The following is a 26,257-nucleotide window of genomic DNA, read 5'->3' on the forward strand; positions in this document are numbered from 1 at the left end:
AAAGCCGGGACCTGCCCCGCGCAAGACCGATCTAATCGAGGGGGCAGAATGAAACGCCTCATCCAACGCGGCCTGATGTTCGGCAACCTGATCCGCATCGACAGCCCCGCCCTTGTCGAGCGCTATAACCGGGCGCTGGAGCGGCTCACCCGCAAGCGCACCGCGCTCAGCGAATTCCATATCGACATCTCGGGCTATTCCTACGAGATCGGCGAGGAACTGGGCGATCATCTCTACCTCAACCCCAACGGGGTGAACCGGCTCTTCATCATCCTCACCACCGAACAGAAGCGCGCGCCGCTCTTGAACGCGCAGTTCTCCACCTCGCGCGGCATTCTCAAGCAGTTCATCGAGGAGAACGAGGCCAAGCTGTTCGCCCTCACCGCGCAGGACGCAGTGGCGGGCGAGCTTGACAATTCGGTGTTCGAGGTCACCGCCCCTGCCCGGCTGTTCGACATCCGCAAGATCACCGTGGTGGCCGACACAACGCAAAGCCATGTCGCCAATGCCCGCAAGCTGGCCGACCGGATCGAGCGGTTCCAGACCGAGCCGGACGGCTGGTATGATGACGTGCTCATCGCCGAGATGATCGAGCTGGCCAAGCGCACCGGCGACGTGACCCGCCAGCCCATCGACCTTGCCCACGCCACCTACGAACAGGGCAATTTCTGGACGGCGCATTTCGGCGGCATCTACATTTTCCGCGACGTGGCCACGCCCGCCGCCATCACCGTGCGGCCGCGCGCCGATGTCGGGCCGATGCCGATCGAGGCGTTCGATCTCACCATGCGCAACGGCATCGCCACCTTTCTGGAGATGAACGATCTGGTGGAGCCGGTGATCAAGGCGCGTGGCGTCGACGGGGCGGCGATCCTGCGCCAGAAGATGGACTTCATCCTCGTCGATGCGGCGACGACGCAGGGCCTGCCGATCGACGGGTTCGATCCGCGCAGCCTGCACCGGCTGGCACAGCGGATGGGGTCGGCGCTGCCGGAGGAATTTCTCAAGCTCAACGCGCTGGTGCGCTGGGCGCTGAACGGCGGCAAGTGGCCACGCATCGCGTCTGACAGCCCGGCCTATTTCTACACCCTGCGCGCCCGGCCCGATCACCCCGACCGGGATCTGGTCAACCAGCTCCTCTCCGAGCTGGCCCCGCTCGACATCCGCCAGCTCTTCATCACCCACAAACCCGCTTTCTACGCCGCCTATCGCGACTGGCCGGATGCGAAGAAGGAATATGTGGCCGAGTTCCTCGCCTCCGACTATGCCGCCAACAAGGCCGGCGCGCGCGAGGCGCTGTTCGGCGGGCGCAACCCCGCGCCCACCCCGTCTGGCCCCTGGGAGGCGAAAGATGATATCCTCGATCTCGTGGGCCCCTGGGGCGCGGTGAGACGGTAAGGAGGGCGCCATGGCATTTGCGCGTTTGTTCGTATTCGGGTTTCTCGCCCTGTCGGTGATCTACATCGCGGTTTCGGTCTATTCGCGCTCGGTGCGGCGGGAAAAACTTGAAAAACGCTGGGCGGAAGACCATCCCGGCGATGAAGACAGCCCCGAGCGCGAAATCTATATCGAGACCGGCATGGCGGAGTATAACAGCTCGCTGCGCCGCAAGCTGATCCTGCTCGTCTATGTCATCCCGCTGATCGCCATCGTGGCGATTTCCATCATCGTCAACGTCACGTGAGGCCCGGACCCATGCGCATCTTTCGCAACACCCTTCTGACCATCGTCCTCCTCGTGGCGGGCACCTTCCTGCATTACACCCTGCCGCAGCATGACGTGGTGCGCGTGGTCAACACCTACCAGGAACGCCAGGATCTCGGCGACTGGACGCGGATCTTCTGGGCCAATCCCGACGACCAGTCGGGCACGCTGATCAACCGCGATGTGCAGTTCATCCAGACGGTGAAGAAGAAGACGTGGTTGCTCGGCTTCTTCCAGCGCGACTCCGAGAAGGTGATGGTCTATCGCAACGAAGATACCGGCTGGTCCTGGCCGCCCTATTTCAAGTTCGATACTGCCAGCCTGCAAACCGAGGCCGACGATCTGCGCTCGACGCCGGAGGCTCCGAAATGGGCGGTGTTGACCCATTACGGCTGGCGGCTCGAGCTGTTCTCGGCCTTCCCCAACGCGGTGGCAATCAAACCCATCGCCTCGCCGGACATGACGATCATCCCGTGGTTCAACATCATCTTCTTCATCATTATCATCGCGCTGATCCTGTTCCTCCGGGCGATGTGGATGCAGTTTCGCGAACGCACCATCGACCCGGCGCTGGAAGACACCCGCGACGCCTGGGAAAAGGTCGATGCGGGGCTCGATGAAAAGCGCGGCCGCCTGAGCCGCTGGTGGCGGAGCTGGACGGGCAGATAACGCCGCAGCTGCGAAACATCTTGCACACGCAGCATCAGGTTTGCTTCAATGGGTTACCCAGGGGAAACCCGGACCAAAGGAAGGAACGCCCGATGAAACACCTCACCCTCGCCGCCGCCATGCTCGCGCTCACCGCCGGCATGGCCCAGGCGCAGCAGGATACGATTACCCTCGGCATGGTTCTGGAGCCGCCGAACCTCGACCCGACGGGCGGCGCCGCCGCCGCGATCGACGAGGTGGTTTATGCCAATATCTTCGAAGGTCTCACCCGTTTCGGCCCCGATGGCGCGGTGCTGCCGGCGCTGGCCGAGAGCTGGGAGGTGAGCGAGGATGGCACGGTCTACACCTTCCACCTGCACGATGGCGTCAAATTCCATGACGGCACCGACATGACCGCCGAAGACGTGGTGTTTACCCTCGACCGCGCCCGGGCCGAAGACTCGACCAACGCCCAGAAGGCGCTGTTTACCGGGATCACCGGCGTCGCGGCGGTGGACCCGCTGACCGTGCAGATCACCCTGGCCGAGCCGAACGGCAACCTGCCCTTCAACATGGCCTGGGGCGATGCGGTGATCGTCGCGCCCGAGAGCATCGACACGGCCGCCACAGCGCCGGTGGGCACCGGCCCCTTCACCTTCACCGAATGGGTGCAGGGCGATCACGTGACCATCACCCGCAACGACGCCTATTGGGGCGCCGCCCCGGCGCTGGCCTCGGCAACGTTCAAGTTCATCTCCGATCCCAACGCCGCCTTCGCCGCGATGATGGCGGGCGACGTCGACGCCTTCCCGAACTTCCCCGCACCGGAAACCCTGAGCCAGTTCGAAAGCGATCCGCGCTTCAAGGTCATCGTCGGCTCGACCGAGGGCGAGACGATCCTCGCCATGAACAACAAGCTGGCGCCGCTGGACGATATCCGCGTGCGCGAGGCGATTGCCCACGCAATCAACCGGCAAGACATCGTCGACGGCGCGATGTTTGGCTTCGGTACGCCGATCGGCACGCATTTTGCCCCGCACAACCCCGATTATGTCGACCTGACGGCGCTGTCGGCCTATGACCCGGAGAAATCGAAAGCGCTGATGGCCGAGGTTGGCGAGATCCCGGCGCTGCGGCTGATGCTGCCGCCGCCGAGCTATGCGCGGCGTGGCGGCGAGATCATCGCCGCGCAATTGCGCGAGGTGGGGATCGAGACCGAAATCACCAACCTCGAATGGGCGCAATGGCTCGAACAGGTGTTTGGCGGCAAGGATTTCGACCTGACCATCATCAGCCACACCGAACCCGCCGACATCAACATCTATGCCCGCCCGGATTACTACTTCCAGTATGACAACGCCGAGTTCCAGGCGCTGATCGCCGAGCTTGGCGTCACCTCCGACCCGGCGAGACGCTCGGAGCTCAACAAGCAGGCGCAGGAAATGATCGCGCAGGATTACGTCAACGCCTATCTGTTCCAGCTTGCCAAGACCGGCGTGGCCAATGCCAAGATCGAAGGGCTGTGGGAAAACGCCCCGACCCAGGCCAACGACCTGACCGGCGTGCGCTGGACCGAGTGAGCCGCGCAACATGATGCAAAGGGGGCGCCGGCGAAACCCGGCGCCTTTTTTTCAGCGGAGCGGCTCACGCCGCAACGCTCTTGCGAGGTGGGGGCTCTGCCCCCACACCCCCGGGATATTTTTGGCAAGATGAAGCAGCAATTGCGTCTTTCTCCCACGCGCCAGTCGGCCTAACCTCCGCCCCATGCTGCGTTACGCCTTCTCCCGCGCCCTGTCGCTTGCGGTCAGCCTGATCGTGGCTTCGGTGGTCATTTTCGCAGTGATCGAGGTGATCCCCGGCGATCCGGCAAGCTACATGCTGGGGCTGAACGCGACGCCCGAAGCGGTGGACGCGCTGCGCGACCAGCTTGGGCTGAACGGCTCGCTGGTGAGCCGCTATCTGAGCTGGGCGGGCGGGATGCTGACCGGCGATTTCGGGCTGTCATACACCTACAAGGTGCCGGTGGCCGATCTGGTGGCGCAACGGCTCTGGGTTTCGCTGCCGCTGGCGCTCTACGCGCTGGCGCTGTCCACGCTCATCGCCTTCCCGGTCGGCCTGATCGCGGCGGCGCGGCGCGGCACGGTCACCGATTACGGCATCATGGGGGCGACGCAGCTGGGCATCGCCGTGCCGAATTTCTGGTTCGCCATGCTGCTGGTGCTGGTCTTCGCGGTCAACCTTCGCTGGTTCTCGGCGGGTGGCTTTCCCGGCTGGTCCGATCCGGGCGCGGCGATCAAGGCGCTCACCCTGCCCGCCGTGGCGCTGGCGCTGCCGCAAGCCTCGATCCTCGCGCGCGTCATGCGCTCAGCACTGATCGAAACGCTGGGACAGGATTACATCCGCACCGCCCGCGCCAAGGGGCTCTCGCGCCGTCAGGCCACCACCCGCCACGCGCTGCGCAACGCGATGATCCCGGTGCTCACCATCATCGGGCTGCAATTCAGCTTCCTGCTCGCCGGCGCGATCATCATCGAGAACGTGTTCTACCTGCCCGGCCTTGGCCGCCTGATCTTCCAGGGCATCACCCAGCGCGACCTGATCGTGGTCGAAAGCCTGGTGATGCTGCTCGTTTTCGCCGTGATCCTCGTGACCTTCCTCGTCGATCTCGCCTACGCCGCCGTCGACCCGCGGCTCCGGAGGCGCGCATGAGGCTCAACGCCCAGCTCTGGATCGGCGCAGCGCTGACGGCTGTGTTTCTCGCCGGTGCGGTGCTCAGCTTCGTCTGGACCCCGCATGACGTGACCGCGCTCAACATCGCCGACAAGCTCAGGCCCGCCTCTTCCACCTACCTGCTCGGCACCGACCATTTCGGGCGCGATCTGCTCTCGATGCTGATGGTCGGCGCGCGCACCTCGATCGCGGTGGCGCTGGTGGCGGTGGGGATCGGGCTTGGCCTCGGGGTGCCGCTGGGGCTGCTCGCCGCGGCCACCCGCGGCAGCCTGATCGACGAGGTGGTGATGCGCGGCAACGACCTGATCTTCGCCTTCCCCTCGCTGGTGATCGCCATCCTGATCACCGCCGTTTTCGGCCCTTCGGCGCTGAACGCGATCCTCGCGATCGGCATCTTCAACATCCCCGTCTTCGCCCGAGTCAGCCGCGGCGGCGCGCTCAGCCTGTGGACGCTTGACTGGATTCTCGCCGCCCGGGTGGCCGGCAAAGGGCGGCTGCGCATCAGCCTTGAGCATATCCTGCCCAATATCGTGAACCTGCTGATCGTGCAGGGTACGATCCAGTTTTCGCTCGGCATCCTCGCCGAAGCGGCGCTGAGCTATGTCGGCCTCGGCGCGCAGCCGCCGCTGCCAAGCTGGGGCCGGATGCTCGCCGAGGCGCAGACGATGATCTACACCAACCCAGCCCTTGCCATCCTGCCCGGCCTTGCCATCGTCGCCATGGTGCTGGGGCTGAACCTTATGGGCGACGGTTTGCGCGATCTGCTCGATCCCCGGGTGCGGAGGGCGCGGGCATGATCCGGCTGCAAAACCTTTCGCTCGCGATCCACGATTACCCGATCCTCGACGACGTCTCGCTCACCATCGCGCCGGGCAAGGTGACCGGGCTGGTGGGCGAGAGCGGCTCGGGCAAATCCATGACCGCACTCGCCGTGATGGGCCTCTTGCCGCATGGCAGCCGCATCTCGGGCCATGCCTGGCTGGACGAGGGCGACGTGCTGGCCAAATCCGAGCGCGAAATGTGCGCCCTGCGCGGCAACAGGGTGGGCATGATCTTTCAGGAGCCGATGACGGCACTGAACCCGGTCAAGACCATCGGCGATCAGGTGGCGGAAACGCTGGTGATCCATGGCAAGGCAACAAAACGCGAGGCGCGCGACGTCGCCCGCGAACGCCTCGCCCGCGTCGGCCTGCCGGAAGAGCGCTTTCCGCTCTCGCGCTACCCGCATGAGCTGTCGGGCGGCCAGCGCCAGCGGGTCTGCATCGCCATGGCGGTGGCGCTGAACCCCGAGCTGCTGATTGCCGACGAGCCAACCACCGCGCTCGACGTGACGACGCAGGCGCAGATACTCGATCTGCTGAAGGGGCTGGTGGAGGAGGAAGGCATGAGCCTGCTTCTCATCACCCACGATCTCGCCGTGGTCGCCGGCATGGCCGACCATGTGGCGGTGATGCAGGCGGGGCGGATCGTCGAGCAAGGGCCGACCGAGGCGCTCTTTCGCACCATGGCGCATCCCTATACCCGCAAGCTCTTCGCCGCCTCATCGCACCAGCCCGACCGGGGCGCGCGCGCCGAGGGCACGCCGCTTCTCACCGTCGAGAACGCGGTGCGCGACTATCCGACGGCACGCCAGGGGCTGCTTGGTCGCGCCGGCACCTTCCGCGCGGTGAAGGGGGTGAGCTTCACCCTCGAACGTGGCGAAAGCCTCGGGCTGGTCGGCGAAAGCGGCTGCGGCAAATCCACCCTCACCCGCGCCATCCTCGGGCTCGACGCGCTGCAAGGCGGGCGGATCGCGCTCGACGGGCAGGAAATCCATGCCGGCCCGCATCTGGACCCGTCGATCCGCCGCCGGATGCAGGTGGTCTTTCAGGACCCCTATGGCAGCTTCAACCCGCGCTGGAAGGTCGAGCGGCTGGTGGCCGAACCCTTCCATCTGATGGACAGCCCCGGCAATATCCGCGACCGGGTGGCGGCGGCGCTGGCCGATGTCGGGCTGGAGCCGGAGGCGATGGGGCGCTACATCCACGAGTTTTCCGGCGGTCAGCGTCAGCGTATCGCCATCGCCCGCGCCCTCATCACCAATCCCGACCTGATCATCCTCGACGAAGCGGTGAGCGCGCTCGACGTGTCGATCCGCGCGCAGATCCTCGATCTGCTGGCCCGGCTGCGCGCCGAGCACGGGCTGAGCTATATGTTCATCAGCCACGATCTGTCGGTGGTGCAGGCGATCACCGACCGGGTGCTGGTGATGCAGGCCGGCGAGATCGTCGAACGGGGCGCGACGGCGCAGGTCTTTGCCAGCCCCGCCCATCCCTATACGCGGACGCTGATTGCGGCGACGCCGAAAATCCCAGCCGAGTGGCAAGGAGTGACCCATGATTGAAGCCCTGTGGTACGACCAGACAAAGATGTATGTGAATGGCGAATGGATCTGGCCCGCGCGCGGCGGGCAATTGCCGCTCGAAGATCCCTCGACCGGCTGGCAGATCGGCACCATCGCCCGTGGCAAGGAAGAAGATATCGACGCCGCCGTCACCGCCGCCCGGGGCGCGCTGGAGGGCGACTGGGGCCGGATGACGGCGCTGGAGCGCGGCCGCATCCTCGCACGGATCGGCGAACTGGTGAAAACCCGGATCGAAGACCTCGCGGTGATCGAGGCGCATGACGTAGGCAAGCCGCTGACACAGGCCCGCAACGATGCCATCGCGCTGGCGCGCTACATGGAATTCTACGCCGGCGCCGCTGACAAGGTGATGGGCGAGACGATCCCCTATCTCGACGGCTACACCGTCTACACCCTGCGTGAGCCGCACGGGGTGACCGGGCATATCATCCCGTGGAACTACCCGATGCAGATCATCGGCCGTTCGGTTGGCGGGGCGCTGGCGATGGGCAATGCCTGCGTGCTGAAGCCCGCCGAAGAAGCCTGCCTGACCGCACTCGCCTTCGCCGCGCTGGCCGAGGAGGCCGGGCTGCCCAAGGGCGCGCTCAACGTGGTGCCGGGGCTGGGCGAAGAGGCGGGCGCCGCGCTCACCGCGCATCCGGGCATCGACCACATCTCCTTCACCGGCTCGGTCGGCGTGGGCAAGCTCGTGCAGAAGGCCGCCGCCGACAACGTGGTGCCGGTGACGCTGGAACTGGGCGGCAAATCGCCCCAGATCGTGTTCGACGATGCCGATCTCGACGCCGCGTTGCCGTTCCTCGTCGGCGCCTGCATCCAGAATGCCGGGCAGACCTGCTCGGCCGCCAGCCGGGTGCTGATCCAGCGCGGAATCTATGACCAGCTCGTCGCCCGCATGGCCGACAGCTACAACGGCATGATGAGCGCCGAAGCAATGCGCGATGCCAATCTCGGCCCGCTGATCTCGGCCAGGCAGAAAGCGATTGTCGAGAGCTATCTCGCCAGGGGCGCCGATCTGCGCATCGCCGGGCAAGGCACGGTGCTGGACGATGTGCCGGCGGAGGGCCATTACGTGCCCGCCACACTCTTTGCCGACGTCCCCCCCGATCACCCGCTGGCGATGGAGGAAATCTTTGGCCCCGTGCAGGTGGCGATCCCGTTCGATACCGAGGACGAGGCGATCGCCATCGCCAATGGCACGGGCTTCGGGCTGGTAGCGAGCATCTGGACCGAGAACGGCGCGCGACAGATGCGCATGGCGAAACGGCTGAGGGCGGGCCAGGTCTTCATCAACAATTACGGCGCGGGCGGCGGGGTGGAGCTGCCCTTCGGCGGCGTCGGCCTGTCCGGTCATGGCCGCGAAAAGGGGTTCGAGGCGCTCTACGGTTTCTCCACGCTCAAGACGGTCGCCGCCAGGCATGGCTGACCGGGCGACGGCAAAGGCGCCCACCCGTTCTCTGTTCGGGAAATACCTCACGGGCCCCTCTCGGTGATTTCGAACTGCGAAATCGCCTGTCGGGTGACCGAAAGCGCAAATTGCCCTTTCGTCCAGGGTCCGGGGGTGTGAAACCCCCGGCGCTCTGCCTCAGGCGAGGCGCCCCGCGCGCGCCCAGGCGATGGCGTCATCCAACCGGTCGTCGCCCCAGAACAGCTCGCCCGCCACCACGAAGCTCGGCACGCCGAACAGCCCCGCGGCGGCGGCGTCCTGCGTCGCCTCGGCCAGCGCTTCCACTGTGTCATCGGCCTCGGCGCGGGCCAGCACCCGCGCCGGATCCTGCCCGACTGCGGCGATGGACTGCGACAGGTTCGGCTCGCTGCCCGCCATCTGACCCTGCTGGAACCACCGCCTGTAAGCCTCAATCACATAGGCCTTGCCCCAGCCCTCGGCCATGCCCACCAGCGCCACCTGGTTGGCGAGCGCCAGGTCTTCCAGCGGATAGGGCGCGGGCAATTGGGCCGTCAGCCCATATTTGCCAAGCCGCCGCCCGATGTCGCGCCACATATAGGCCGCCTTGGCGGGCTTCTTCGCAAAGGGGATGTTGTCCTGCGCGATCATCATCTCGCGCACGTTGAATGGCCGCCAGTTGAAGGTGATGCCCTCGCGCGCCGCCACCTCGTCGAGCCGCATCACCGTGAGATAGCTGTAGGTGCTGCCGATCGAAAACCAGAAATCAATCTCTGTCATGTCGCGCTCCTGAAATACCGTCCAGTGTCGACGACGGAGCGCCATCCTGTCAAACCTCCCGCACGGATGGACGCCGCGCGCGGCGCGTGCAAGTCTCGCCCTCATGACCGCGCTCACCATCTCCAACCGCGATGCCCGCCGGCTCTGGCTGGCCCAGAACCTGATCGGCACACACCTGCGCGATCCGGCGGAGATCATCCGCCAGCTCGGGTTTTTGCAGATCGACACGATCCGCAACGTCGCCCGCGCGCAGGACCACATCCTGTGGACGCGCATCCCCACCTACCACGAAGAGCGGGTTTGGCGGTTGCTGAAATCGCGCGCACTGTTCGAGCATTTCACCCATGACGCCTCGCTGATCCCCGCCGAGGTGCTGCCCTACTGGACCCGGCGCTTCTCCGTGCTCGGCGCGCGCACCGCGCGCTCGTCGTGGTTTCATTCCGGGCTGGGCCGGGCCGAGATACAGGCGATCCATGACCGGATCGCCGCCGAGGGCCCGCTTTCGACCCATGCCTTCGACACCAGGCACGAGGGGCCGAAGGAGATGTGGGCGCGCCCGCCGCACAAGAAGGCGCTCGACCAGATGTGGTATGCGGGCCGCCTCGCCACTGCGCATCGCGAGGGTTTCGTGAAGTTCTACGATCTGGGCGAGCGGGTGTTTGCCGGCGGGATCGACCACGGCACATCGGAGGCCGACCAGATCGGCTGGCTGCACGCCCGCGCCATCGACGCGCTCGGGGTCGCCACGCCGTCGGAGATCTACAGGTTCTGGGCCGCGACCACGCCCGCCGAGGTGAAGGGCTGGACCGCGCAGGCCGGGCTGGTGCCGGTGGAGATCGCGACCGCGACGGGCGGGCGCTACAAGGCCCTCGCCGCGCCCGATATCGAGGCCCGCCTGGCCGCCGCGCCGGAGCCGGGCAGCCGGGTGCGGCTGATCAACCCGTTCGACCCGATGGTGCGCGACCGCGACCGGATCGAGCGGCTGTTCGGCTTCGCCTACCGCAACGAGATGTTCGTGCCGAAGGCGCAGCGGGTCTATGGCTATTACGTCTATCCGCTGCTGGAAGGCGCGCGCTTCATCGGGCGGATCGAACTGAAGGCCGACCGGGGCGGCGATGCGCTCACCGTCACCGGCTTCTGGCCGGAGGCGGGCCTGCGCCCGTCGAAGGCCCGCGACGCGCGGGTCGATGCCGAGCTCGACCGCTTCCGCCGCTTCGCCGGGCTTGCGCAGGTGGTCTGGGCTTGCCCCCGCCCCTGAGCCGGGGCAGGCTGCGCCAAAACGGAGGGGACAGGATGAGACTCGACGGCAAGACCGCCATCGTCACCGGCGCGGGCTCGGGCTTCGGCGCCGGGATCGCGCGCAAATTCGCCGCCGAAGGCGCGCGGGTCTGCGTGGCGGACCTGAACGAAGAGGCCGCACGGGCCGTGGCGCAGGAGATCGGCGGGATCGAAATGCCGGTGGACGTGTCGCAATCCGCCTCGGTGCGTTCGCTCGCCCACGGCGCGCTGGAGGCTCTCGGCAAGATCGACATCCTCGTCAACAATGCCGGCATCACCCATCTGCCCGCACCGATGGAGACGATCGAGGAAGACGAGTTCGACAGGGTGCTGGCGGTGAACGCCAAATCGGTTTACCTCACCGCGCGCGAAATCGTGCCGCTGATGAAGGCGGCAGGCATGGGGGCGATCCTCAACGTCGCCTCCACCGCGGCGATCTCGCCCCGGCCCAACCTCACCTGGTACAACGCCTCGAAGGGCTGGATGCTGACCGCCACCAAGGGCATGGCGGTGGAGCTTGCGCCTGCCGGCGTGCGGGTGAACGCGATCCTGCCGGTGGCGGGGGAGACGCCGCTTTTGCCGAGCTTCATGGGGCAGGACACGCCGGAGATCCGCGCGAAGTTTCTCTCCAGCATCCCGCTGGGCCGGTTCTCGACGCCGGAAGATATGGGCAATGCCGCTGCCTTTCTGTGCTCGGACGAGGCCAGCATGATCACCGGCGTGGCGCTGGAAGTGGATGGCGGGCGCTGTATCTGAGGCCGGGCCGGGGGCCAGCCCCCGGACCCCCGGGATATTTGAGGCAAGATGAAAGGGCGGAGGATGAGGCCGGGCAAGCGTAATCTGATCACCGATGTCGCCGGGCTGCGTGTGGGCAATGCCGCCGACGCGCGGGTCAAGACCGGCGCGACGGTGCTGCTGGGCGAGGTTCCCTTCGTGGCTGCCGTGCATGTGATGGGCGGCGCGCCGGGCACGCGCGAGACCGATCTGCTCGCCCCTGACAAGACGGTGCAGGAGGTGGATGCGCTGGTGCTGTCCGGCGGCTCGGCCTTCGGGCTCGACGCCGCCTCGGGCGTGGTCGACGCGCTGCGGGCGCAGGGGCGCGGCTTCGATGTGGGCGGGCAGAAGGTGCCGATCGTGCCCGGAGCCATCGTCTTCGACCTGATCAATGGCGGCGACAAGGATTGGGCCGACAATCCCTACAAGCGGCTCGGGCGCGAGGCGCTGGCGGATGCCGGTGAGGTGTTCGCCCTTGGCACCGCAGGCGCGGGCACGGGTGCGACCACCGCCGATCTCAAGGGCGGGCTCGGCTCGGCCTCGCTGGTGCTGGAGAACGGCGTGACCGTGGGCGCGCTGGTCGTGGTCAACGCGGTGGGCAGCGCGACCGGGCCGGAGGGCCAGTTCTGGGCGAGCCCATGGGAGTTCGGCGGCGAATTTGGCGGGCGCGGGCCGGTGACCGGGTTCGACCCGGGCGCGGCGCCGGTGACCAAGCTCACCCCGCGCGGCGCCACCACCATCGCCATCGTCGCCACCGACGCCGCGCTGACGCAGGCGCAGGCCACGCGGATGGCGGTGGCGGCGCATGACGGCATGGCGCGCGCGATCCATCCCAGCCATACGCCGCATGACGGCGATCTGGTCTTCGCCGCCGCCACCGGTGCGCGCGCACTCTCCGATCCCGTCGCCGACCCGATGCTGCTGGGCCATGCCGCCGCCACCTGCCTCGCACGGGCCATTGCGCGCGGCGTCTACGCGGCCACCCCCGCGGTGAACGACCCCTTCCCCACCTGGGCCGCGCGCTTTGGCATGCCTTGACGCCGATCAAAGCCGCGGTCCATCATCGCAATTATTCTTTAGGCTATTGACCATCGGGAGAGACACGATGTTTCGCGCCACTTTCTATGCTCTTGTTCTTGTTGCCATCGCCAATCCGGGCCTCGCCGACGAGGTGAGCGATACGCTCTCCTCGGCGCTTCAGGCCTATGAGGACGGCGATATCGAATATGCCATCGAAGAGCTCGACTACGCCAAGCAACTCCTGCAGGAAATGACCTCGCAGCAGCTCACCGGCTTTCTGCCGGAGGCGCCGGCCGGCTGGACGCGCGAGATCTCCGGGGACGACATGAATGCCGGCCTCGCGATCATGGGCGGCGGCATCGGGGCGGAGGCGGATTACACCGACGGCACCGACAGCTTCACCATCACCATCATGGCCGACAGTCCGATGATCTCGATGTTCGGCGGCATGTTGTCGAATGCCGGGATGCTGGGGATGAAGATGCACCGGATCGGGCGCGAGAAATTCATCTTCAACGATGGCGAGCTGACCGGGCTGATCGACAACCGGATTCTCATCCAGGCGAAGGGGGCGGAGGTCGAGGTGATGATCCCCGTGCTCGAAACCATCGACTTTGCCGGGCTTGAGGATTTCGGCGGCTGACGCCCGGCGCTACTGCGCGGCGGGGGGCTGTGGCTGCTCGTCGCCCTGCGGGGCGGGCGCGGCCAGCACGGGATGCGTCGCCGCATTCATCTCGGCCGTGGAATAGCAGAAGGTGAGGCCCGCGCCGGCATCGACCAGGCAGCCGGGATCGCCGGCCACCACCGCGCCGCCATCGAGGGTCTGCCAGGTTTGCGTTGTCGCCACTTCCGAGAGCCGGCCACTGGCCCAGTCGTATTCGGCCAGGCAGCTCTGGCCCGCGCCATCGGCCAGAACCACGCAATTCTCGCGCCGCACGCAGGCGCCATGGTCGATCACCGTATCCGCCTGGCTCAGCAGGCAATAGCCCCGCTGCCCGCCGCCGAAACCGGCATCGGCCAGCGCCGCCGGGGCGGGCATGGGCGCGGCGTCGACCGGCGCGCTGGCCGAGGCGGGGTGGATGCAGATCAGCTCGTTCTCGCCGGTGGTACGCCAGCACTCCGCCGCCTCGTTGGCCAGCTTCTCGGCGGCGAGGCCGTTCACGCTGTGACGCCCACCTTCGTCGCGGGTGGTAAGGCGAGAGCCATTCGCCACCGTCACCTCACGGATCGTCGCTGCGCCCTCTTCGGTCACGGCAACGCTGCAGGCGGCGAAGAAATCCCAGCCCGGATGGCCGGGATGGCGGTATTCGCACATGCGGTCCTCGGCATGGAGCAGGGCGGGCGCGAGGGCGAGAGACAGGGCAAGAACGGGTGCGAAACGGCGCATGGTAACCTCCGGGCGGACCGGGTTCATTTGAGCCGCGAGAGCAGGCATGTCAATCGGCGAGCAGGGCGTCGACCATCGGGCTCTCTGCGTATTTCAGCGGATCGAGCACGTCGAAATGATGGCGGCCCGGCGCGATATGCAGGCGCGCCTCGTCCCAGGCTTCGGTAAGCCAGATCGCCTGATCGAGAAAGGCCGGGCGCTCCTCGGCGCCGACCCAGACCAGCGTTGCAATCTCATGGCGGGGCGTGCCGAGCACCGGGCTTTCGGCCTGGGCCTCGGCGGCATCGAGCCGCAGATCGGCGTTCATCCTGGTATGCGTGAGCGGGCGCAGATCTGCCAAAGGCGAGATCGCCACGATCCGGCGCAGCCGCCGCGCCGCAACCTCGGGCAGAAGCGCATCACTGCAATTCATCCGCGCGACCAGATGGCCGCCCGCCGAATGCCCGGCCAGCACCACCGGCCCCTCCACCTCGCGCGCGGCGCGGGCCACCGCGCGGGCCACGGCGCGGGTGATGTCGCGGAGGCGGGCCTTGGGGGCGAGAGGGTAGGATGGCATCGCCACCGCCCAGCCCCGCGCCACCGGACCGGCGGCGAAGCCTGACCAGTCTTCGCGCCCGAATGCCAGCCAATAGCCGCCGTGAACGAAGACGACGAGGCCCCGCGGATCGCCATCGGGCAGGAACAGATCGAATGCCTCGCGCGGCGTGTCGCCGTAGCTCAGACCGAGGCGCGTATGATCCTTGCGCGCGGCGCGAAATTCTTCCGCTTCGCGGGCCCAGCGCGGCGGATAGGCCGTGGCATTCGGGATGAAATCCGCGTTAGCATAGGCCAGATCGTAATCCATGGGCGGGCTCCTTCCGGGGCGCTGCCCCAATCCCAATCGGAGACCAAAATGCCGCGCGACGCAACCGATCTCGCCTCTCTTCTGAAAGACCCTTCGCTCCTCGCCAGCAAAGCCTATGTGGCCGGTGACTGGATCGACGCCGATAACGGCAAGACCTTCGCCGTGACCAACCCGGCGCGCGGCGATGTGCTGGCCGAGATCGCCGATCTGGGCCGGGCCGAGACCGCCCGCGCCATCGCCGCTGCCGATGCGGCGATGAAGGGCTGGCAGAAGCGCACCGCCAAGGAGCGCGCCAATATCCTGCGCGCCTGGTTCAACCTGATGATGGACAACCAGCAGGATCTGGCGCTGATCCTCACCGCCGAAATGGGCAAGCCGATCAACGAGGCGATGGGCGAGATCGCCTATGGCGCCAGTTTCATCGAGTGGTTCGCCGAAGAGGGCAAGCGGATCTATGGCGAGACGATCCCGCCGCACCTGCCCAATATGCGCCTTCAGGTGATCAGACAGCCAGTGGGCGTGGTCGCCTCGATCACGCCGTGGAACTTTCCCAATGCGATGATCACCCGCAAGGTCGGCCCGGCGCTGGCGGCGGGCTGCGGCGTGGTCGCCAAACCTGCGGGCGAAACGCCGCTCTCGGCGCTGGCGCTGGCGGTGCTGGCCGAGCGCGCCGGGCTGCCCAAGGGCCTGTTCAACGTGGTCACCTCGTCGAAGAGCGCCGATATCGGGCTGGAGTTTTCCGAAAACCATGCCGTGCGCAAGATCACCTTCACCGGCTCCACCTTCGTCGGCCGCATCCTGCTGCGCCAGGCCGCCGATCAGGTGAAGAAATGTTCGATGGAGCTGGGTGGCAATGCGCCCTTCATCGTCTTCGACGACGCCGATCTGGATGCCGCCGTGGAAGGCGCGCTCGCCTCGAAATTCCGCAATAACGGCCAGACCTGCGTTTGCGCCAACCGGATCTACGTGCAGGACGGCGTTTATGACGCCTTCGCCGAGAAGCTCGCGCAGGCGGTGGACAACCTCGAAGTGGGCGACGGGCTGGACGAAGGCGTGGCGCTCGGCCCGCTTGTCAGCGAGGCGGCAGTGAAGAAGGTGGAAGAGCACATCGCCGATGCGCTCGCCAAGGGGGGGCAGGTGCTCACCGGCGGCGCGGCGCATGAAAAGGGCGGGCTGTTCTTCAAGCCGACCGTCGTGACCGGCGCGACCCGCGAAATGGAAGTCGCCGAGGAAGAAACCTTCGGCCCCCTCGCGCCTTTGTTCAGGTTCAGCGACGAGGACGACGTGATCGCCCAGGCCAACGATACGATCTTCGGCCTTGCGAGCTATTTCTATGCGACCAATCTCAGCCGGGTCTACAAAGTGGCCGAGGCGCTGGAATACGGCATCGTCGGGGTCAATACCGGGATCATCTCGACCGAGGTGGCGCCCTTCGGCGGCGTGAAGCAATCGGGGCTGGGCCGCGAAGGCTCGCGCCACGGGATCGAGGATTTTCTGGAGATGAAATATATCTGCATGGCGATCTGACCGGGTTCGGATTGCTGCGCAATCCGACCGATGCGGGGGGCTCTGCCCCCCTGCACCCCCCGGGATATTTGCAGCAAGATGAAGAGGGGCACGCCGTGTTGAATTGACAGCCGGCCTGCCCCGGCCTACCTCTGGCACGCCGTCCGGCACCGGGCGGCACATTCTCAGGGCGGGGCGCAATTCCCCACCGGCGGTGACAGCCCGCGAGCGCCTTCCCCCGGGAAGGGACAGCAGACCCGGCGGAATTCCGGGGCCGACGGTAACAGTCCGGATGGAAGAGAATGGGAGCAGGTGCGCGGGCCTCCGGGCCCCGTGCGTGCTGTCCTGTCTGCCTTGAGTCACGTGCGTCAGGAGAAAGGACAGATGCGCCATGACTCGACCCAATCAAGACCTCACCCGCGCCGCGATGCTGATGATCGCCGCCGGGGCCGCCTTCGCCCTCATCAATATCGCGTTGCAGGGCGCCACGATGATCGCCGGGGCCGCCTCGCCCAGCGTGACCTTCTGGCAATATCTCATCGCCGCCGCGATCTACCTGCCGTGGATATGGCGCAACCGCACAGCCCTTTTCAGCACCGCCCATCCCGGCGCGCATATCCTGCGCGTGGCGCTCGGCGCGGTGGGGGTGCAGCTCTGGGTAGCGGGGCTGGCCCATGTGCCGATCTGGCAGGCCATCGCGCTCATCCTGCTCTCGCCCTTCTTCGTCACCATCGGTGCGGCGCTCGCGCTGGGCGAGAAGGTTACACCCACCCGTTGGGGCGCGGTGCTGGTGGGGATCGTCGGCGGCGCGGTGATCCTTGAGCCCTGGTCGGACCGGTTCCAGCTCTGGGCCCTGCTGCCGGTGGCGGCGGCCGCCTTCTGGGCCGCATCTTCGGTGGTGACCAAGCGGCTCACCGATGACGATGCGCCGGAAACGGTGACGATCTACCTGCTCCTGCTGCTGACGCCGATCAATCTCGGGCTGGCCTTCGGGGTCGGGCCGGGGCTGGCCCTGCCCGCCGCAGCAATATGGATGGTGGCCGCGGCGGGCCTGCTGACGGCACTCGCCCAGCACGCGCTGGTGCGGGCCTATTCGCTGGCCGATGCCGCCTTCCTGCAACCGTTCGATCACCTCAAGCTGCCGCTCAATGTGGGCCTCGGGGCGCTGATCTTTGGCTTCGCCCCCACCGGCTCGATGTGGCTGGGCACGGCGATCATCCTCGCGGCGACCTTCTTTCTGTTCCACCGGGAGGCCCGGCCCCTGCGCCGCACCGCGCTGCGCGGCGCCTGACCATCGGCACAGCCGGCCGGAAAAGGGGGAGAGGGTCACGCCTCTCCCTGACTTATTTGGTTATGCGAATTTTTGCATAGAAAAGCGGCAAAGACATGATATGCACAACAAATGAGCACCGCGCAGCGCCATCATCATTCCGCCCGGCCGTCGATCCAGACGGCAGCGCTGAGCCTTGTCGGGGGCTTTCTCGGCATCGCCGCGATCGGGCTGATCGACCAGTTCGTGCTGCAGGATAACGACCTGACCTTCGTCATCGGTGCCTTCGGCGCGACGGCGGTGCTCGTCTTCGGCGCACCCGGCAGCCCCTTCGCCCAGCCATGGAACGTGATCGTCGGCCATGTCACCTCGGCACTGATCGGCGTGGCGGTGTTTCAGCTTTTCGGCGCTGGCTGGTTCGCGGCGGCACTGGCCGTATCGCTCGCCATCGCCGCGATGCAGATGAGCCGCAGCCTGCACCCGCCGGGCGGGGCTTCGGCGCTGATCGCCGTGGCCGGCTCGTCCGGCGTGCATGATCTGGGCTTTCTCTACCCGCTCTTTCCGGTGGGCGCGGGCGCGCTGGTGCTGATCGGGGTGGCGCTTGTCGTCAACAATCTCAGCGCGCACCGGCCCTGGCCGATCTTCTGGTACTAGCCGCCACCCGTATGACAAAGGCGCGCGAACCAATGCCCGCGCGCCCCGTCTCGTCATGCCGGAGAGATCAGGCCTCGATGGCCTTCGCCTCGATGTCGTTCGCCGAGGCGATCTCGATCCGGCGCGGCTTCAGCGCCTCGGGCACTTCGCGCACCAGGTCGATATGCAGAAGGCCGTTTTCATGCACGGCGCCGGTCACGCGCACATGTTCGGCCAGCGCGAAGCGGCGCTCGAAGGCGCGGGTGGCGATGCCGCGGTGCAGATAGCTGCGCTCTTTGCCGTCCGGCGCCTTGCGGGCCGTGATCAGAAGCGCGTTTTCCTTCACCTCGACGTTCAGTTCTTCATCGGTGAAGCCCGCGACGGCCACGGTGATGCGCCAGGCGTCATCGCCGGTTTTCTCGATATTGTAGGGCGGGTAGGTTTCGCGGCTCACGTCTTTTTCAAACACCCGGTCCATCATTTCGGCAAGCTGGTCGAAGCCGACGGTGGCGCGGTAGAGCGGCGACAGGTCAAAGTTGCGCATGGGAATCCTCCATTGAGCGATACCAAAGGTTTGCCCTCCTCATCGGACGGGCGGTGAACGGACCCGGCATCCGGCGTCCATGCTATCGAATTAGGAAGGAATTCGGCCCGTTCAAGCCCCGCGCCCGGTGGCTCAGGGCCGCACGAAGCGTGCGCCGGTGCCGCCCCTGTCGCCACCCACGATGATCCGCCGCGCGGTGAAGCCCTGTTGCGGAAACACCCCCTCGCCGGTGGCGAAGGCACGCTTGAGTTCGGCCACGCGGGCCGGAAGCTCCATGCCGAAGGCCGTCACCCGCCGCCCGTCGCGCCCGCCCGACGACACGAGCGACACGATCCGCGGGCGCCCGCCGGTCACATCGAAGATCGGCGCGCCGGAAGAGCCGAAGGTAACGTCGCAATCGAAAGCCAGAAGCTCCTGCGCCCGGCCGACCACGGTGCATTCCGCCTGCCGCGAAGGTGCGTCTTCCCGCCCCCGCGCATAGGAGACCACCGCCACCGGCGCACCGGCACGGGGCAAATCGCGCAGGCCGTAGGGCGCAGCCACGGCCGCCGGGATCGGCTCGGCCAATTGCACCAGCCCCACGTCATGCTGGATGGTCTCGGCGGTGATCCGCCCTGGCAAATAGGCCGGGTGCAGCACCGCGCGCGCCGCTTTGGCTTCGGCAATGGCCACCCCATCGGCAAGCCCGGCCCGGAACCGCAAACCCTCTACCGAGCCCTGCGCCTGCGCATCCGCCAGGCAATGCGCCGCCGTCAGCACCAGATCGGGCGCCAGCAGCACGCCGGTGCAGAAGCCCGCGCCGCCAAGGTCGAGCCGCCCGACGGCTTCCCAGCCGAGCAGATCGCCACGCAGGGTGAGCCGGGTCAGCCCGGCATTGTCGGCATGGGCCGGCGTGGCAAGGGCAGCAGCGAGGGCCAGGGCAAGCACACGGATCATGGCCGGATGAACTTCGCCCCGGTCGACGACACCGCCTCGTCGCGCCCCATCACGGTGACGGCAGGCCGCGCACGGCTGAACACGCCATCGCTCTCGGCCAGGATCGCGCGCAGATCGGCCAGCGGGTCTTCCAGGCTGGTACCGAGCGACACCTGGGCCCCGCCCGACATCGCCTTGGCCGACACCACCGAAACGATCCGCGGCGTGTCGCCCGACATATCGAAGATCGGCGCACCGGACGCGCCGAAATCCACGTTGCAATCCAGCACCAGCGTGCCACCGGCCCTGCCGAGAACGAGGCAGCGGTTCTGGATCGAGGGATGTTCGGCCCGGTCATGGGCGTAGGAGACCACGCCGACATCGCGGGTGAGCGCGGGCAGGTTGCCAGTGGCGAACGGGGTGATGCCCGAGTTGCGCACCGGGCGGTCCAGCTCGACCAGCGCCACATCCATCGAGCGGTCCTGGCCGTCTTCGCTGTAGGACGGATGAGACACAGCCCGGCGCGCGCCGCGATAGGCCGCCGCGCGCCCGTCGATCCAGCCGGCGAGAAACTCGATCTCGGAGGCGTCGTAGGGTTTGCCGGTGTCGCGATCATAGAGGCAATGGGCGGCGGTCAGCACGAGGCTCTCGCTGATCAGCGCGCCGGTGCAGAAGCTGCGCCCGCCGATATTGAGCCGGCCGACGCCCTCCCAGCCACGGCCATCGTCGCTGGTGACCATCGCTTCCAGCCCGGAGCCGCCGGCCAGGGCCGGACCTGCGCCGAAGAGAAGAAATGCCGCCAGTGCGAATATCCGTTTCATGTCCGTTCCCGCAAAATGCCCTTCGCAGCTAGCAAGCCGATAGGGCGAGAATATGGCGCGGACCGGGTATTCCCCGGACCGGATCAGCCCCCCATCTTGGCCGGTTTCGGCCCGCCCAGAGCCCAGTCGAGCAGCTCCACCGTATGCACCACCGGCACATCGCTGCCCGAACCGATCTGCACCATACATCCGATATTGCCCGCCGCGATCACCTGCGGCGCGCGCGCCTCCAGCGTGGCCACCTTGCGCGCCTTCAGCTCGGCCGAAATCTCCGGCTGCATCAGGTTGTAGGTGCCCGCCGAGCCGCAGCACAGATGGCTGTTTTCCGGCTCCACCACCTCGAACCCGGCCCGGCGCAACAGAGCCTTGGGCGCCTCCCTGATCTTTTGTCCGTGTTGCAGCGAACAGGCGGCGTGATAGGCCACACGCAGCCCCCCATCCGCCTCGGGCATGTCGATCTCGCTCAGGAACTCGGTCACGTCCTTCGCCAGCGCCGAAACCGCCGCCGCATCCGCCGCCAGCGGATCATCGCGGAACATGTGGCCGTAATCCTTAACCGTGGTGCCGCAGCCCGAAGCATTGATGACGATCGCGTCCAACCCCCGGCCCAGCATCTCCTTCATGAAGGCCCGGATATTGGCCCCGGCACTCGCATGGGCCTGCGCCTCGCGCCCCATGTGATGTGTCAGCGCACCGCAGCAGCCCATGCCTTCGGGCACGACCACCTCCACCCCGAGCCGGGTGAGCAGCCGGATGGTGGCGTCGTTGATATCGGTGTCCAGCGCCTGCTGGGCGCAACCGGTCATCAGCGCCACGCGCTTGCGGCGGTCGGGCACGGCGAAGGTCTGCGGCTTGTCGTTCGGAGAGGGCTTCGGCAGCCGGTCCGGCGCCATGTCGAGCATCGCGCGCAGCCGCCGGTCGGGCATCAGCGCGCGCACCGGGCGGCCCAGCTTCGCCAGCCCCAGCGCAGCGCGGAACCGCTTCGGATAGGGGATGATCTGCGCCAGAACCGCGCGCAGAAACCTGTCCATGACGGGGCGCTTGTACGTCTTTTCGATATGCACGCGGGCATGATCGACGAGGTGCATGTAATCCACCCCCGACGGGCAGGTGGTCATGCAGGCGAGGCAGGACAGGCAGCGGTCGATATGGGTCACGGTGCGCGCGTCGGCGGGCCGCCCGCTCTCCAGCATGTCCTTGATGAGGTAGATGCGGCCACGCGGGCTGTCGAGCTCGTCACCCAGCACCTGATAGGTCGGGCAGGTGGCGGTGCACATGCCGCAATGGACGCAGGCGCGCAGGATCTTGTTGGCCTCGGCGATGCCCGGGTCTTCAAGCTGTTCGGGAGTGAAGAAGGTTTGCATCTCACACCCCCATAAGGCCGGGGTTGAGAATGCCCCGTGGATCGAATTTCTGCTTGATCCCGCGCGAAATCGCGGCGAGCGGCGCGGGCTGAGGTTGGAAAACGTCAATCCGGGCACGGTGTTCGGGCGTGGCACGCACCAGCGTCGCATGGCCGCCGAGCGGGGCGAGCGCGCGGCGCAGCACCCCGGCGCCGGCATCCTCGGCGGGGCCGGACAGCTCCAGCCAGGCCAGCCCGCCGCCCCAATCGTAGATCCCGCGATGGTTGAGCCCGGCAGCCGCAAGGGTTTGCGACAGCAAAGGCGCGTCGGAGGGCTTCAGCGAAACCCGCCAGACCGGCGCGTTGCCCCCGGCGAAAGGCCGCACATCGCGCATCTCCGCCCAGAGCGCGGCGCTCGCCTCGCCCCGGACGATCTCCCATCCCGCCAGCGCGCCGCCGGCCAGCGCCGCCGCGCGATAGGCCACCATCCCCTCCAGCCCCTCGACGCGCACCAGCGTCTGGCCGCCGTCGAAATCCACATGCGCCGCGCCGGTCACGTCATAGGGCGAGCCGAGCGCACGCGCCAGCGCCGCCACGCCCTCGGCGAGCGACAGGCCGCGCCCCACCAGCGTGGCCTCGGTCTCCGGCACTGCCTGCACCTTGAAGCTCACCTCGCTCAGCACGCCGAGCGTGCCCCAGCTTCCGGCCATCAGCTTGACGAGATCGTAACCGGTGACGTTCTTCATCACCCGCCCCCCGTTCCTGATGACCCGCCCCGCGCCGTCGACGAAGCGCGCGCCGAGCGTGAAATCGCGCGCGGCTCCCGCCTGAATGCGCCGCGGCCCCGACACGTTGGCCGCCACCACACCGCCGATCGTGGGCGTGCCGCTTGTGCCGAGCATCGGGCGGTGGTCCATCGGCTCGAAGGCCAGCCGCTGCCCCTCGCCCGCCAGCAGCGCCTCGACCTCGGCCAGCGGCGTGCCGGCGCGCACCACCAGCGTGAGCGCGCCCGGCTCGTAAAGCTCGATACCGGACAGGCCCACCTCCAGCACCTCCCCCGCCACCGGGGCGCCGATATCGCGCGTGCCGCCGCCGCGCACCCTGACCGGCCCGCTCGCCGCCGCCAGAGCCTCGGACAGCTCCTGTTCGGATATCACTTTCATCTTGCCCCAAATATCCTGCGGGGGTCCGGGGGTGCAAAACCCCCGGCCCGGTTACATCCGCCGCCCCGCGCTCAGATCGAGCGGGAAAACCTTGGCCGGGTTCAACACCCATTTCGGGTCGAACACGTCTTTCACCTGCATCTGGATCTCCAGATCGTCGCCGGAATATTGCGCCGGCATGATCTCGCGCTTCTCCACGCCCACGCCGTGCTCGCCGGTCAGGCAGCCGCCCACCTCGACGCAGAGCCTGAGAATATCGGCACCGAGATCTTCGGCCTTCTCCAGATCGCCCGGCCGGTTGGCGTCGTAAAGAATGAGCGGGTGCATGTTGCCGTCGCCGGCATGGAAGACATTGCCCACCTGCAGCCCGTATTCGTCGCCCATCTCGCCGATCCGCCGCAGCACCTGCGGCAACTGGCTCACCGGGATCGTGCCGTCGAGGCACATGTAATCGTTGATCTGGCCCATCGCGCCGAAGGCGGTCTTGCGGCCCTGCCAGATCTTCTCGCTCTCCGCCGCCGAACCGCTTTCGCGCAGCTCCACCGGGTTGTGGGCGTTGGCGATGGCGATGATCCGCCCGAGCTGGTCGGCGATCTCGGCCTCGCTGCCCTCGACCTCGATGATCAGCAGCGCCTCGCAATCGGGATAATCGGCATGAACATGCGCCTCCGCCGCCTGGATCACCAGCCGGTCCATATATTCGATCGCCACCGGCAGGATGCCCGCCTTGATGATGTCGCTCACGCATTGCCCGGCCACCTCGGCACTGTCATAGCCGATCAGCACCGGGCGGGCGCCTTCGGGCCTGGCGAGGATGCGCAGGGTCGCCTCGGTGACCACGCCAAGCTGGCCTTCCGAGCCGCAGACAAGGCCGAGCAGATCGAGCCCGCCGGCGTCGAGATGCGCGCCGCCGATCTCGACCACCTCGCCATCGGCCATGACCATGGTCACGCCCATCAGGTTATTGGTGGTCACGCCGTATTTGAGGCAATGCGCGCCGCCCGAATTCATCGCGATATTGCCGGCAATGGCGCAGGCGAGCTGGCTCGACGGATCGGGCGCGTAGAAAAAGCCGTCGGCCTCCACCGCGCCGGTGACGCTGAGGTTGGTGCGGCCGGTCTGCACCCGGATGAAGCGGTTGGCATAGTCGGTTTCCAGCACCTCGTTCATCCGCGCGATGCCCAGCAGCACCGCATCCGCCGTGGGCAGCGCGCCGCCCGAAAGCGAGGTGCCGGAACCACGCGGCACCACCGGCACGCCCTCGTCATGGCAGATCCGCATGACGGCCGACACCTCCTCGGTCGAGGCGGGGAGCACGGCGCAGAGCGGCGGGCAGCGATAGGCCGAAAGCCCGTCGCATTCATAGGCCCTGAGTTCGATCCCGTCGTCGATCACCCCGCCTTCGCCCAGCGCCTCGCGCAGCCGGGCGACGATCCGCGGCTTGCGGGCGAGGATCCCGGCATTCGGCTCAGGCATCTGCATGGCTCACTCCTTTTGACTGGTAAGAAAACATAACCAATTGTTGCCAACAGGCAAGCGCCCTGCTCATCGCGCGATATCGTGGCGCAGGCGTCTTTGAGATATCTCCTCGTTCGCTTCGGCCCGTTTCTGATCGCGATAGGCCGCGGCGATATAGTCGAGATGGGCCTCGATCGCCGCCCGCGCCGCCGCCCCGTCGCGCGCCTGGAGCGCGGCATTGATGGCGCGGTGCTGATCAAGCAGCAGGTCGCGCTCGCCGCAGCGGGCGAAGACCACCTGCCGGTTGTAGAAAACCCCGCCCTCCAGCAGATCGTACATCGAGCGCATCATGTGCAGGAGCACCACGTTGTTGCTCGCTTCGATGATCGCCATGTGAAACTCGGCGTCCAGCGCGACTGCCTCGGCGGGCGGGGCGGCTTCGAGCTTGTTCATCGCCGCGTCGATCACGGCCAGATCCGTCTCCGACCCATGGCGCGCGGCGCGGTCGGCGGCGAGGCCCTCCACATCGCGGCGGAAATCGAGCGCGTCGTAGACCGCATCGTCATGGGTGGCGAAGAGGCGCACCAGAGCCGGCGAGAAGGCCGAACCCAGCACCTCGGCGACATAGACCCCGGCCCCGGCGCGGGCCACGAGCAGCCCCGCCTCCTGCAATTCGCTCAGCGCCTCGCGCAGCGAAGGGCGCGAAACGCCCATCCGCTCCGACAGCTCGCGTTCGGCCGGCAGCCGCTCACCCGGGCGCAGGATGCCACGCAGAATCAGTTGCTCGATCTGGCGCACCACCGCGGATGCGAGCTTTTCCGACTGAACCTTCTGAAATGGCATACACCCTCTCCCTCACCAAGACGGTCAGGAGATATGACCATGCCCACCGGAAGCATGGCAAGGGGCGTGGCCGGGATCAGCGGTTGGGGATGATCACGATCTCGACACGGCGGTTCTGCGCCCGGCCCTCGGCGGTGAGGTTCGAGGCGACCGGCTGGTCTTCGCCCCGGCCGATCGAGGTGACCCGCCCGGAGCTTACGCCGCCCGAGATCAGTTCCGCCGCCACCGCACTGGCGCGCTGGCGTGACAGGTTCAGGTTATAGGCGGCCGAGCCGACATTGTCGGTATGGCCGACCACCTGGACATTGCTGTCGGGGTACTTGTTCAGATGGCGCGCGAGCACCGCGAGATCGGAGCGCAACGGGCCCGACAGCGTGGCGCTGTCGGTGGCGAAGAGAATGTCCTGCGGCATCGTCACCACCAGCGACGAGCCGGTATTGACCACGCCGATCCGGCTGTCGCCGAACGAGGTGCGCAGCTCGCCGGCCTGCTTGTCGAGCTCCTGGCCGATTACGCCGCCGACGATGCCACCGGCCACGGCCCCCACCGCTGCAGTGCCGACATTGCCGCCGAGCACGCCGCCAAGCAGCCCCCCGGCCACGGCGCCGGTGGCGGCCCCGGTTGTCTGCCGCGGCCCCATCTCCGTACAGGCGGTGAGCGTGACCGCCGCTACGAGCGGCAGAACGAAAACGGGTTTGATCCGGACCATGTCGATGACCTTTCCAAGTTCAGGCGCAGGTTTGCCCCAGTGTATCCCATGCCGGGGGCGCCGAAAGGGGGTGGTTGGGCCA

At 67.3% G+C, this 26,257-nt stretch carries 26 protein-coding genes and 1 riboswitch; of the genes, 15 read left to right on the plus strand and 11 right to left on the minus strand.

The annotated features are described in order from the left end of the window. Window positions 1–48: 48 nt before the first annotated feature. From QMG28_RS10500 to QMG28_RS10535, 8 genes are all read left to right on the plus strand, one after another. Window positions 49–1,398: a DUF6638 family protein gene (locus QMG28_RS10500; RefSeq protein ID WP_281842249.1), complete on the plus strand. Its 1,350-nt coding sequence runs from the start codon at window positions 49–51 to the stop codon at window positions 1,396–1,398. Window positions 1,399–1,408: 10 nt separating this feature from the next. After that, a complete protein-coding gene (locus tag QMG28_RS10505; protein ID WP_281842250.1) occupies window positions 1,409–1,684 on the plus strand; it encodes a hypothetical protein in 276 nt (91 codons plus the stop codon). Between the two features lie 11 nt (window positions 1,685–1,695). Next, the gene (locus QMG28_RS10510; protein WP_281842251.1) at window positions 1,696–2,373 is read left to right on the plus strand and encodes a DUF1523 family protein; all 678 of its coding nucleotides are present in this window, start codon (window positions 1,696–1,698) and stop codon (window positions 2,371–2,373) included. Between the two features lie 92 nt (window positions 2,374–2,465). Beyond that, window positions 2,466–3,932, plus strand: a complete 1,467-nt coding sequence (locus QMG28_RS10515; RefSeq protein WP_281842252.1) for an ABC transporter substrate-binding protein — start codon at window positions 2,466–2,468, stop codon at window positions 3,930–3,932. A gap of 184 nt (window positions 3,933–4,116) precedes the next feature. Further along, window positions 4,117–5,061 (plus strand): ABC transporter permease, encoded by a 945-nt coding sequence (locus QMG28_RS10520; RefSeq protein ID WP_281842253.1) that lies wholly within the window; start codon window positions 4,117–4,119, stop codon window positions 5,059–5,061. Next, complete coding sequence (locus QMG28_RS10525; RefSeq protein ID WP_281842254.1) at window positions 5,058–5,879, plus strand: ABC transporter permease; 822 nt, start codon at window positions 5,058–5,060, stop codon at window positions 5,877–5,879. Before QMG28_RS10520 ends, QMG28_RS10525 begins: the two co-directional genes overlap by 4 nt. Beyond that, a complete protein-coding gene (locus QMG28_RS10530) occupies window positions 5,876–7,465 on the plus strand; it encodes an ABC transporter ATP-binding protein (RefSeq protein WP_281842255.1) in 1,590 nt (529 codons plus the stop codon). The genes QMG28_RS10525 and QMG28_RS10530 overlap by 4 nt, the downstream gene beginning before the upstream one ends. Beyond that, the gene (locus QMG28_RS10535) at window positions 7,458–8,909 is read left to right on the plus strand and encodes an aldehyde dehydrogenase family protein (RefSeq protein ID WP_281842256.1); all 1,452 of its coding nucleotides are present in this window, start codon (window positions 7,458–7,460) and stop codon (window positions 8,907–8,909) included. Before QMG28_RS10530 ends, QMG28_RS10535 begins: the two co-directional genes overlap by 8 nt. A gap of 159 nt (window positions 8,910–9,068) precedes the next feature. Here the strand turns inward: QMG28_RS10535 and QMG28_RS10540 are convergent, their stop codons facing one another. Continuing rightward, complete coding sequence (locus tag QMG28_RS10540; RefSeq protein WP_281842257.1) at window positions 9,069–9,668, minus strand: 2-hydroxychromene-2-carboxylate isomerase; 600 nt, start codon at window positions 9,666–9,668, stop codon at window positions 9,069–9,071. Window positions 9,669–9,771: 103 nt separating this feature from the next. Here QMG28_RS10540 and QMG28_RS10545 point away from each other — a divergent pair, with 103 nt between their 5' ends. From QMG28_RS10545 to QMG28_RS10560, 4 genes are all read left to right on the plus strand, one after another. After that, complete coding sequence (locus QMG28_RS10545) at window positions 9,772–10,926, plus strand: winged helix-turn-helix domain-containing protein (protein ID WP_281842258.1); 1,155 nt, start codon at window positions 9,772–9,774, stop codon at window positions 10,924–10,926. A gap of 35 nt (window positions 10,927–10,961) precedes the next feature. Continuing rightward, window positions 10,962–11,702, plus strand: a complete 741-nt coding sequence (locus QMG28_RS10550) for a glucose 1-dehydrogenase (RefSeq protein WP_281842259.1) — start codon at window positions 10,962–10,964, stop codon at window positions 11,700–11,702. Window positions 11,703–11,765: 63 nt separating this feature from the next. Then, a complete protein-coding gene (locus QMG28_RS10555) occupies window positions 11,766–12,758 on the plus strand; it encodes a P1 family peptidase (protein WP_281842260.1) in 993 nt (330 codons plus the stop codon). Window positions 12,759–12,825: 67 nt separating this feature from the next. Further along, window positions 12,826–13,383, plus strand: a complete 558-nt coding sequence (locus tag QMG28_RS10560) for a hypothetical protein (RefSeq protein ID WP_281842261.1) — start codon at window positions 12,826–12,828, stop codon at window positions 13,381–13,383. Between the two features lie 9 nt (window positions 13,384–13,392). Here QMG28_RS10560 and QMG28_RS10565 read toward each other — a convergent pair whose 3' ends face one another. Both QMG28_RS10565 and QMG28_RS10570 read right to left on the minus strand, forming a co-directional pair. Then, the gene (locus tag QMG28_RS10565) at window positions 13,393–14,127 is read right to left on the minus strand and encodes a hypothetical protein (protein ID WP_281842262.1); all 735 of its coding nucleotides are present in this window, start codon (window positions 14,125–14,127) and stop codon (window positions 13,393–13,395) included. 49 nt (window positions 14,128–14,176) lie between these two features. Further along, window positions 14,177–14,971 carry a hormone-sensitive lipase gene (locus tag QMG28_RS10570; protein WP_281842263.1) on the minus strand — a complete coding sequence of 265 codons (795 nt, stop codon included), beginning with the start codon at window positions 14,969–14,971 and terminating at the stop codon, window positions 14,177–14,179. Between the two features lie 48 nt (window positions 14,972–15,019). On the opposite strand from QMG28_RS10570, the gene QMG28_RS10575 reads away from it, so the two are divergent. The 3 genes from QMG28_RS10575 to QMG28_RS10585 all read left to right on the plus strand — a co-directional run bounded on the left by QMG28_RS10575 (window position 15,020) and on the right by QMG28_RS10585 (window position 18,401). Further along, window positions 15,020–16,498, plus strand: a complete 1,479-nt coding sequence (locus QMG28_RS10575; RefSeq protein ID WP_281842264.1) for an NAD-dependent succinate-semialdehyde dehydrogenase — start codon at window positions 15,020–15,022, stop codon at window positions 16,496–16,498. 156 nt (window positions 16,499–16,654) lie between these two features. After that, a riboswitch (FMN riboswitch) is annotated at window positions 16,655–16,785 on the plus strand. A gap of 83 nt (window positions 16,786–16,868) precedes the next feature. Continuing rightward, a complete protein-coding gene (locus QMG28_RS10580) occupies window positions 16,869–17,768 on the plus strand; it encodes a DMT family transporter (protein ID WP_281842265.1) in 900 nt (299 codons plus the stop codon). 111 nt (window positions 17,769–17,879) lie between these two features. Then, entirely contained in the window at window positions 17,880–18,401 is a 522-nt protein-coding gene (locus QMG28_RS10585) for an HPP family protein (protein ID WP_281842266.1), read from the plus strand. Window positions 18,402–18,468: 67 nt separating this feature from the next. Here the strand turns inward: QMG28_RS10585 and QMG28_RS10590 are convergent, their stop codons facing one another. The 8 genes from QMG28_RS10590 to QMG28_RS10625 form a co-directional block, all read right to left on the minus strand. Beyond that, the gene (locus QMG28_RS10590) at window positions 18,469–18,924 is read right to left on the minus strand and encodes an Hsp20 family protein (RefSeq protein ID WP_281842267.1); all 456 of its coding nucleotides are present in this window, start codon (window positions 18,922–18,924) and stop codon (window positions 18,469–18,471) included. A gap of 132 nt (window positions 18,925–19,056) precedes the next feature. Next, window positions 19,057–19,860 (minus strand): trypsin-like serine peptidase, encoded by an 804-nt coding sequence (locus QMG28_RS10595; protein ID WP_281842268.1) that lies wholly within the window; start codon window positions 19,858–19,860, stop codon window positions 19,057–19,059. Next, window positions 19,857–20,660: a trypsin-like serine peptidase gene (locus QMG28_RS10600; protein WP_281842269.1), complete on the minus strand. Its 804-nt coding sequence runs from the start codon at window positions 20,658–20,660 to the stop codon at window positions 19,857–19,859. Before QMG28_RS10600 ends, QMG28_RS10595 begins: the two co-directional genes overlap by 4 nt. A gap of 83 nt (window positions 20,661–20,743) precedes the next feature. Next, window positions 20,744–22,024, minus strand: a complete 1,281-nt coding sequence (glcF, locus tag QMG28_RS10605) for a glycolate oxidase subunit GlcF (protein WP_281842270.1) — start codon at window positions 22,022–22,024, stop codon at window positions 20,744–20,746. Between the two features lies 1 nt (window position 22,025). Next, complete coding sequence (locus QMG28_RS10610) at window positions 22,026–23,165, minus strand: FAD-binding protein (RefSeq protein ID WP_281842271.1); 1,140 nt, start codon at window positions 23,163–23,165, stop codon at window positions 22,026–22,028. Between the two features lie 51 nt (window positions 23,166–23,216). Beyond that, window positions 23,217–24,647: an FAD-linked oxidase C-terminal domain-containing protein gene (locus QMG28_RS10615; RefSeq protein WP_281842272.1), complete on the minus strand. Its 1,431-nt coding sequence runs from the start codon at window positions 24,645–24,647 to the stop codon at window positions 23,217–23,219. Between the two features lie 63 nt (window positions 24,648–24,710). Beyond that, a complete protein-coding gene (locus tag QMG28_RS10620; RefSeq protein WP_281842273.1) occupies window positions 24,711–25,466 on the minus strand; it encodes a FadR/GntR family transcriptional regulator in 756 nt (251 codons plus the stop codon). Window positions 25,467–25,542: 76 nt separating this feature from the next. Next, complete coding sequence (locus QMG28_RS10625) at window positions 25,543–26,175, minus strand: YiaD family glycine zipper/OmpA-like lipoprotein (protein ID WP_434784438.1); 633 nt, start codon at window positions 26,173–26,175, stop codon at window positions 25,543–25,545. Between the last annotated feature and the right edge of the window lie 82 nt (window positions 26,176–26,257).

Source organism: Sinisalibacter aestuarii, from assembly GCF_027923545.1.
GTDB lineage: Bacteria > Pseudomonadota > Alphaproteobacteria > Rhodobacterales > Rhodobacteraceae > Sinisalibacter > Sinisalibacter aestuarii.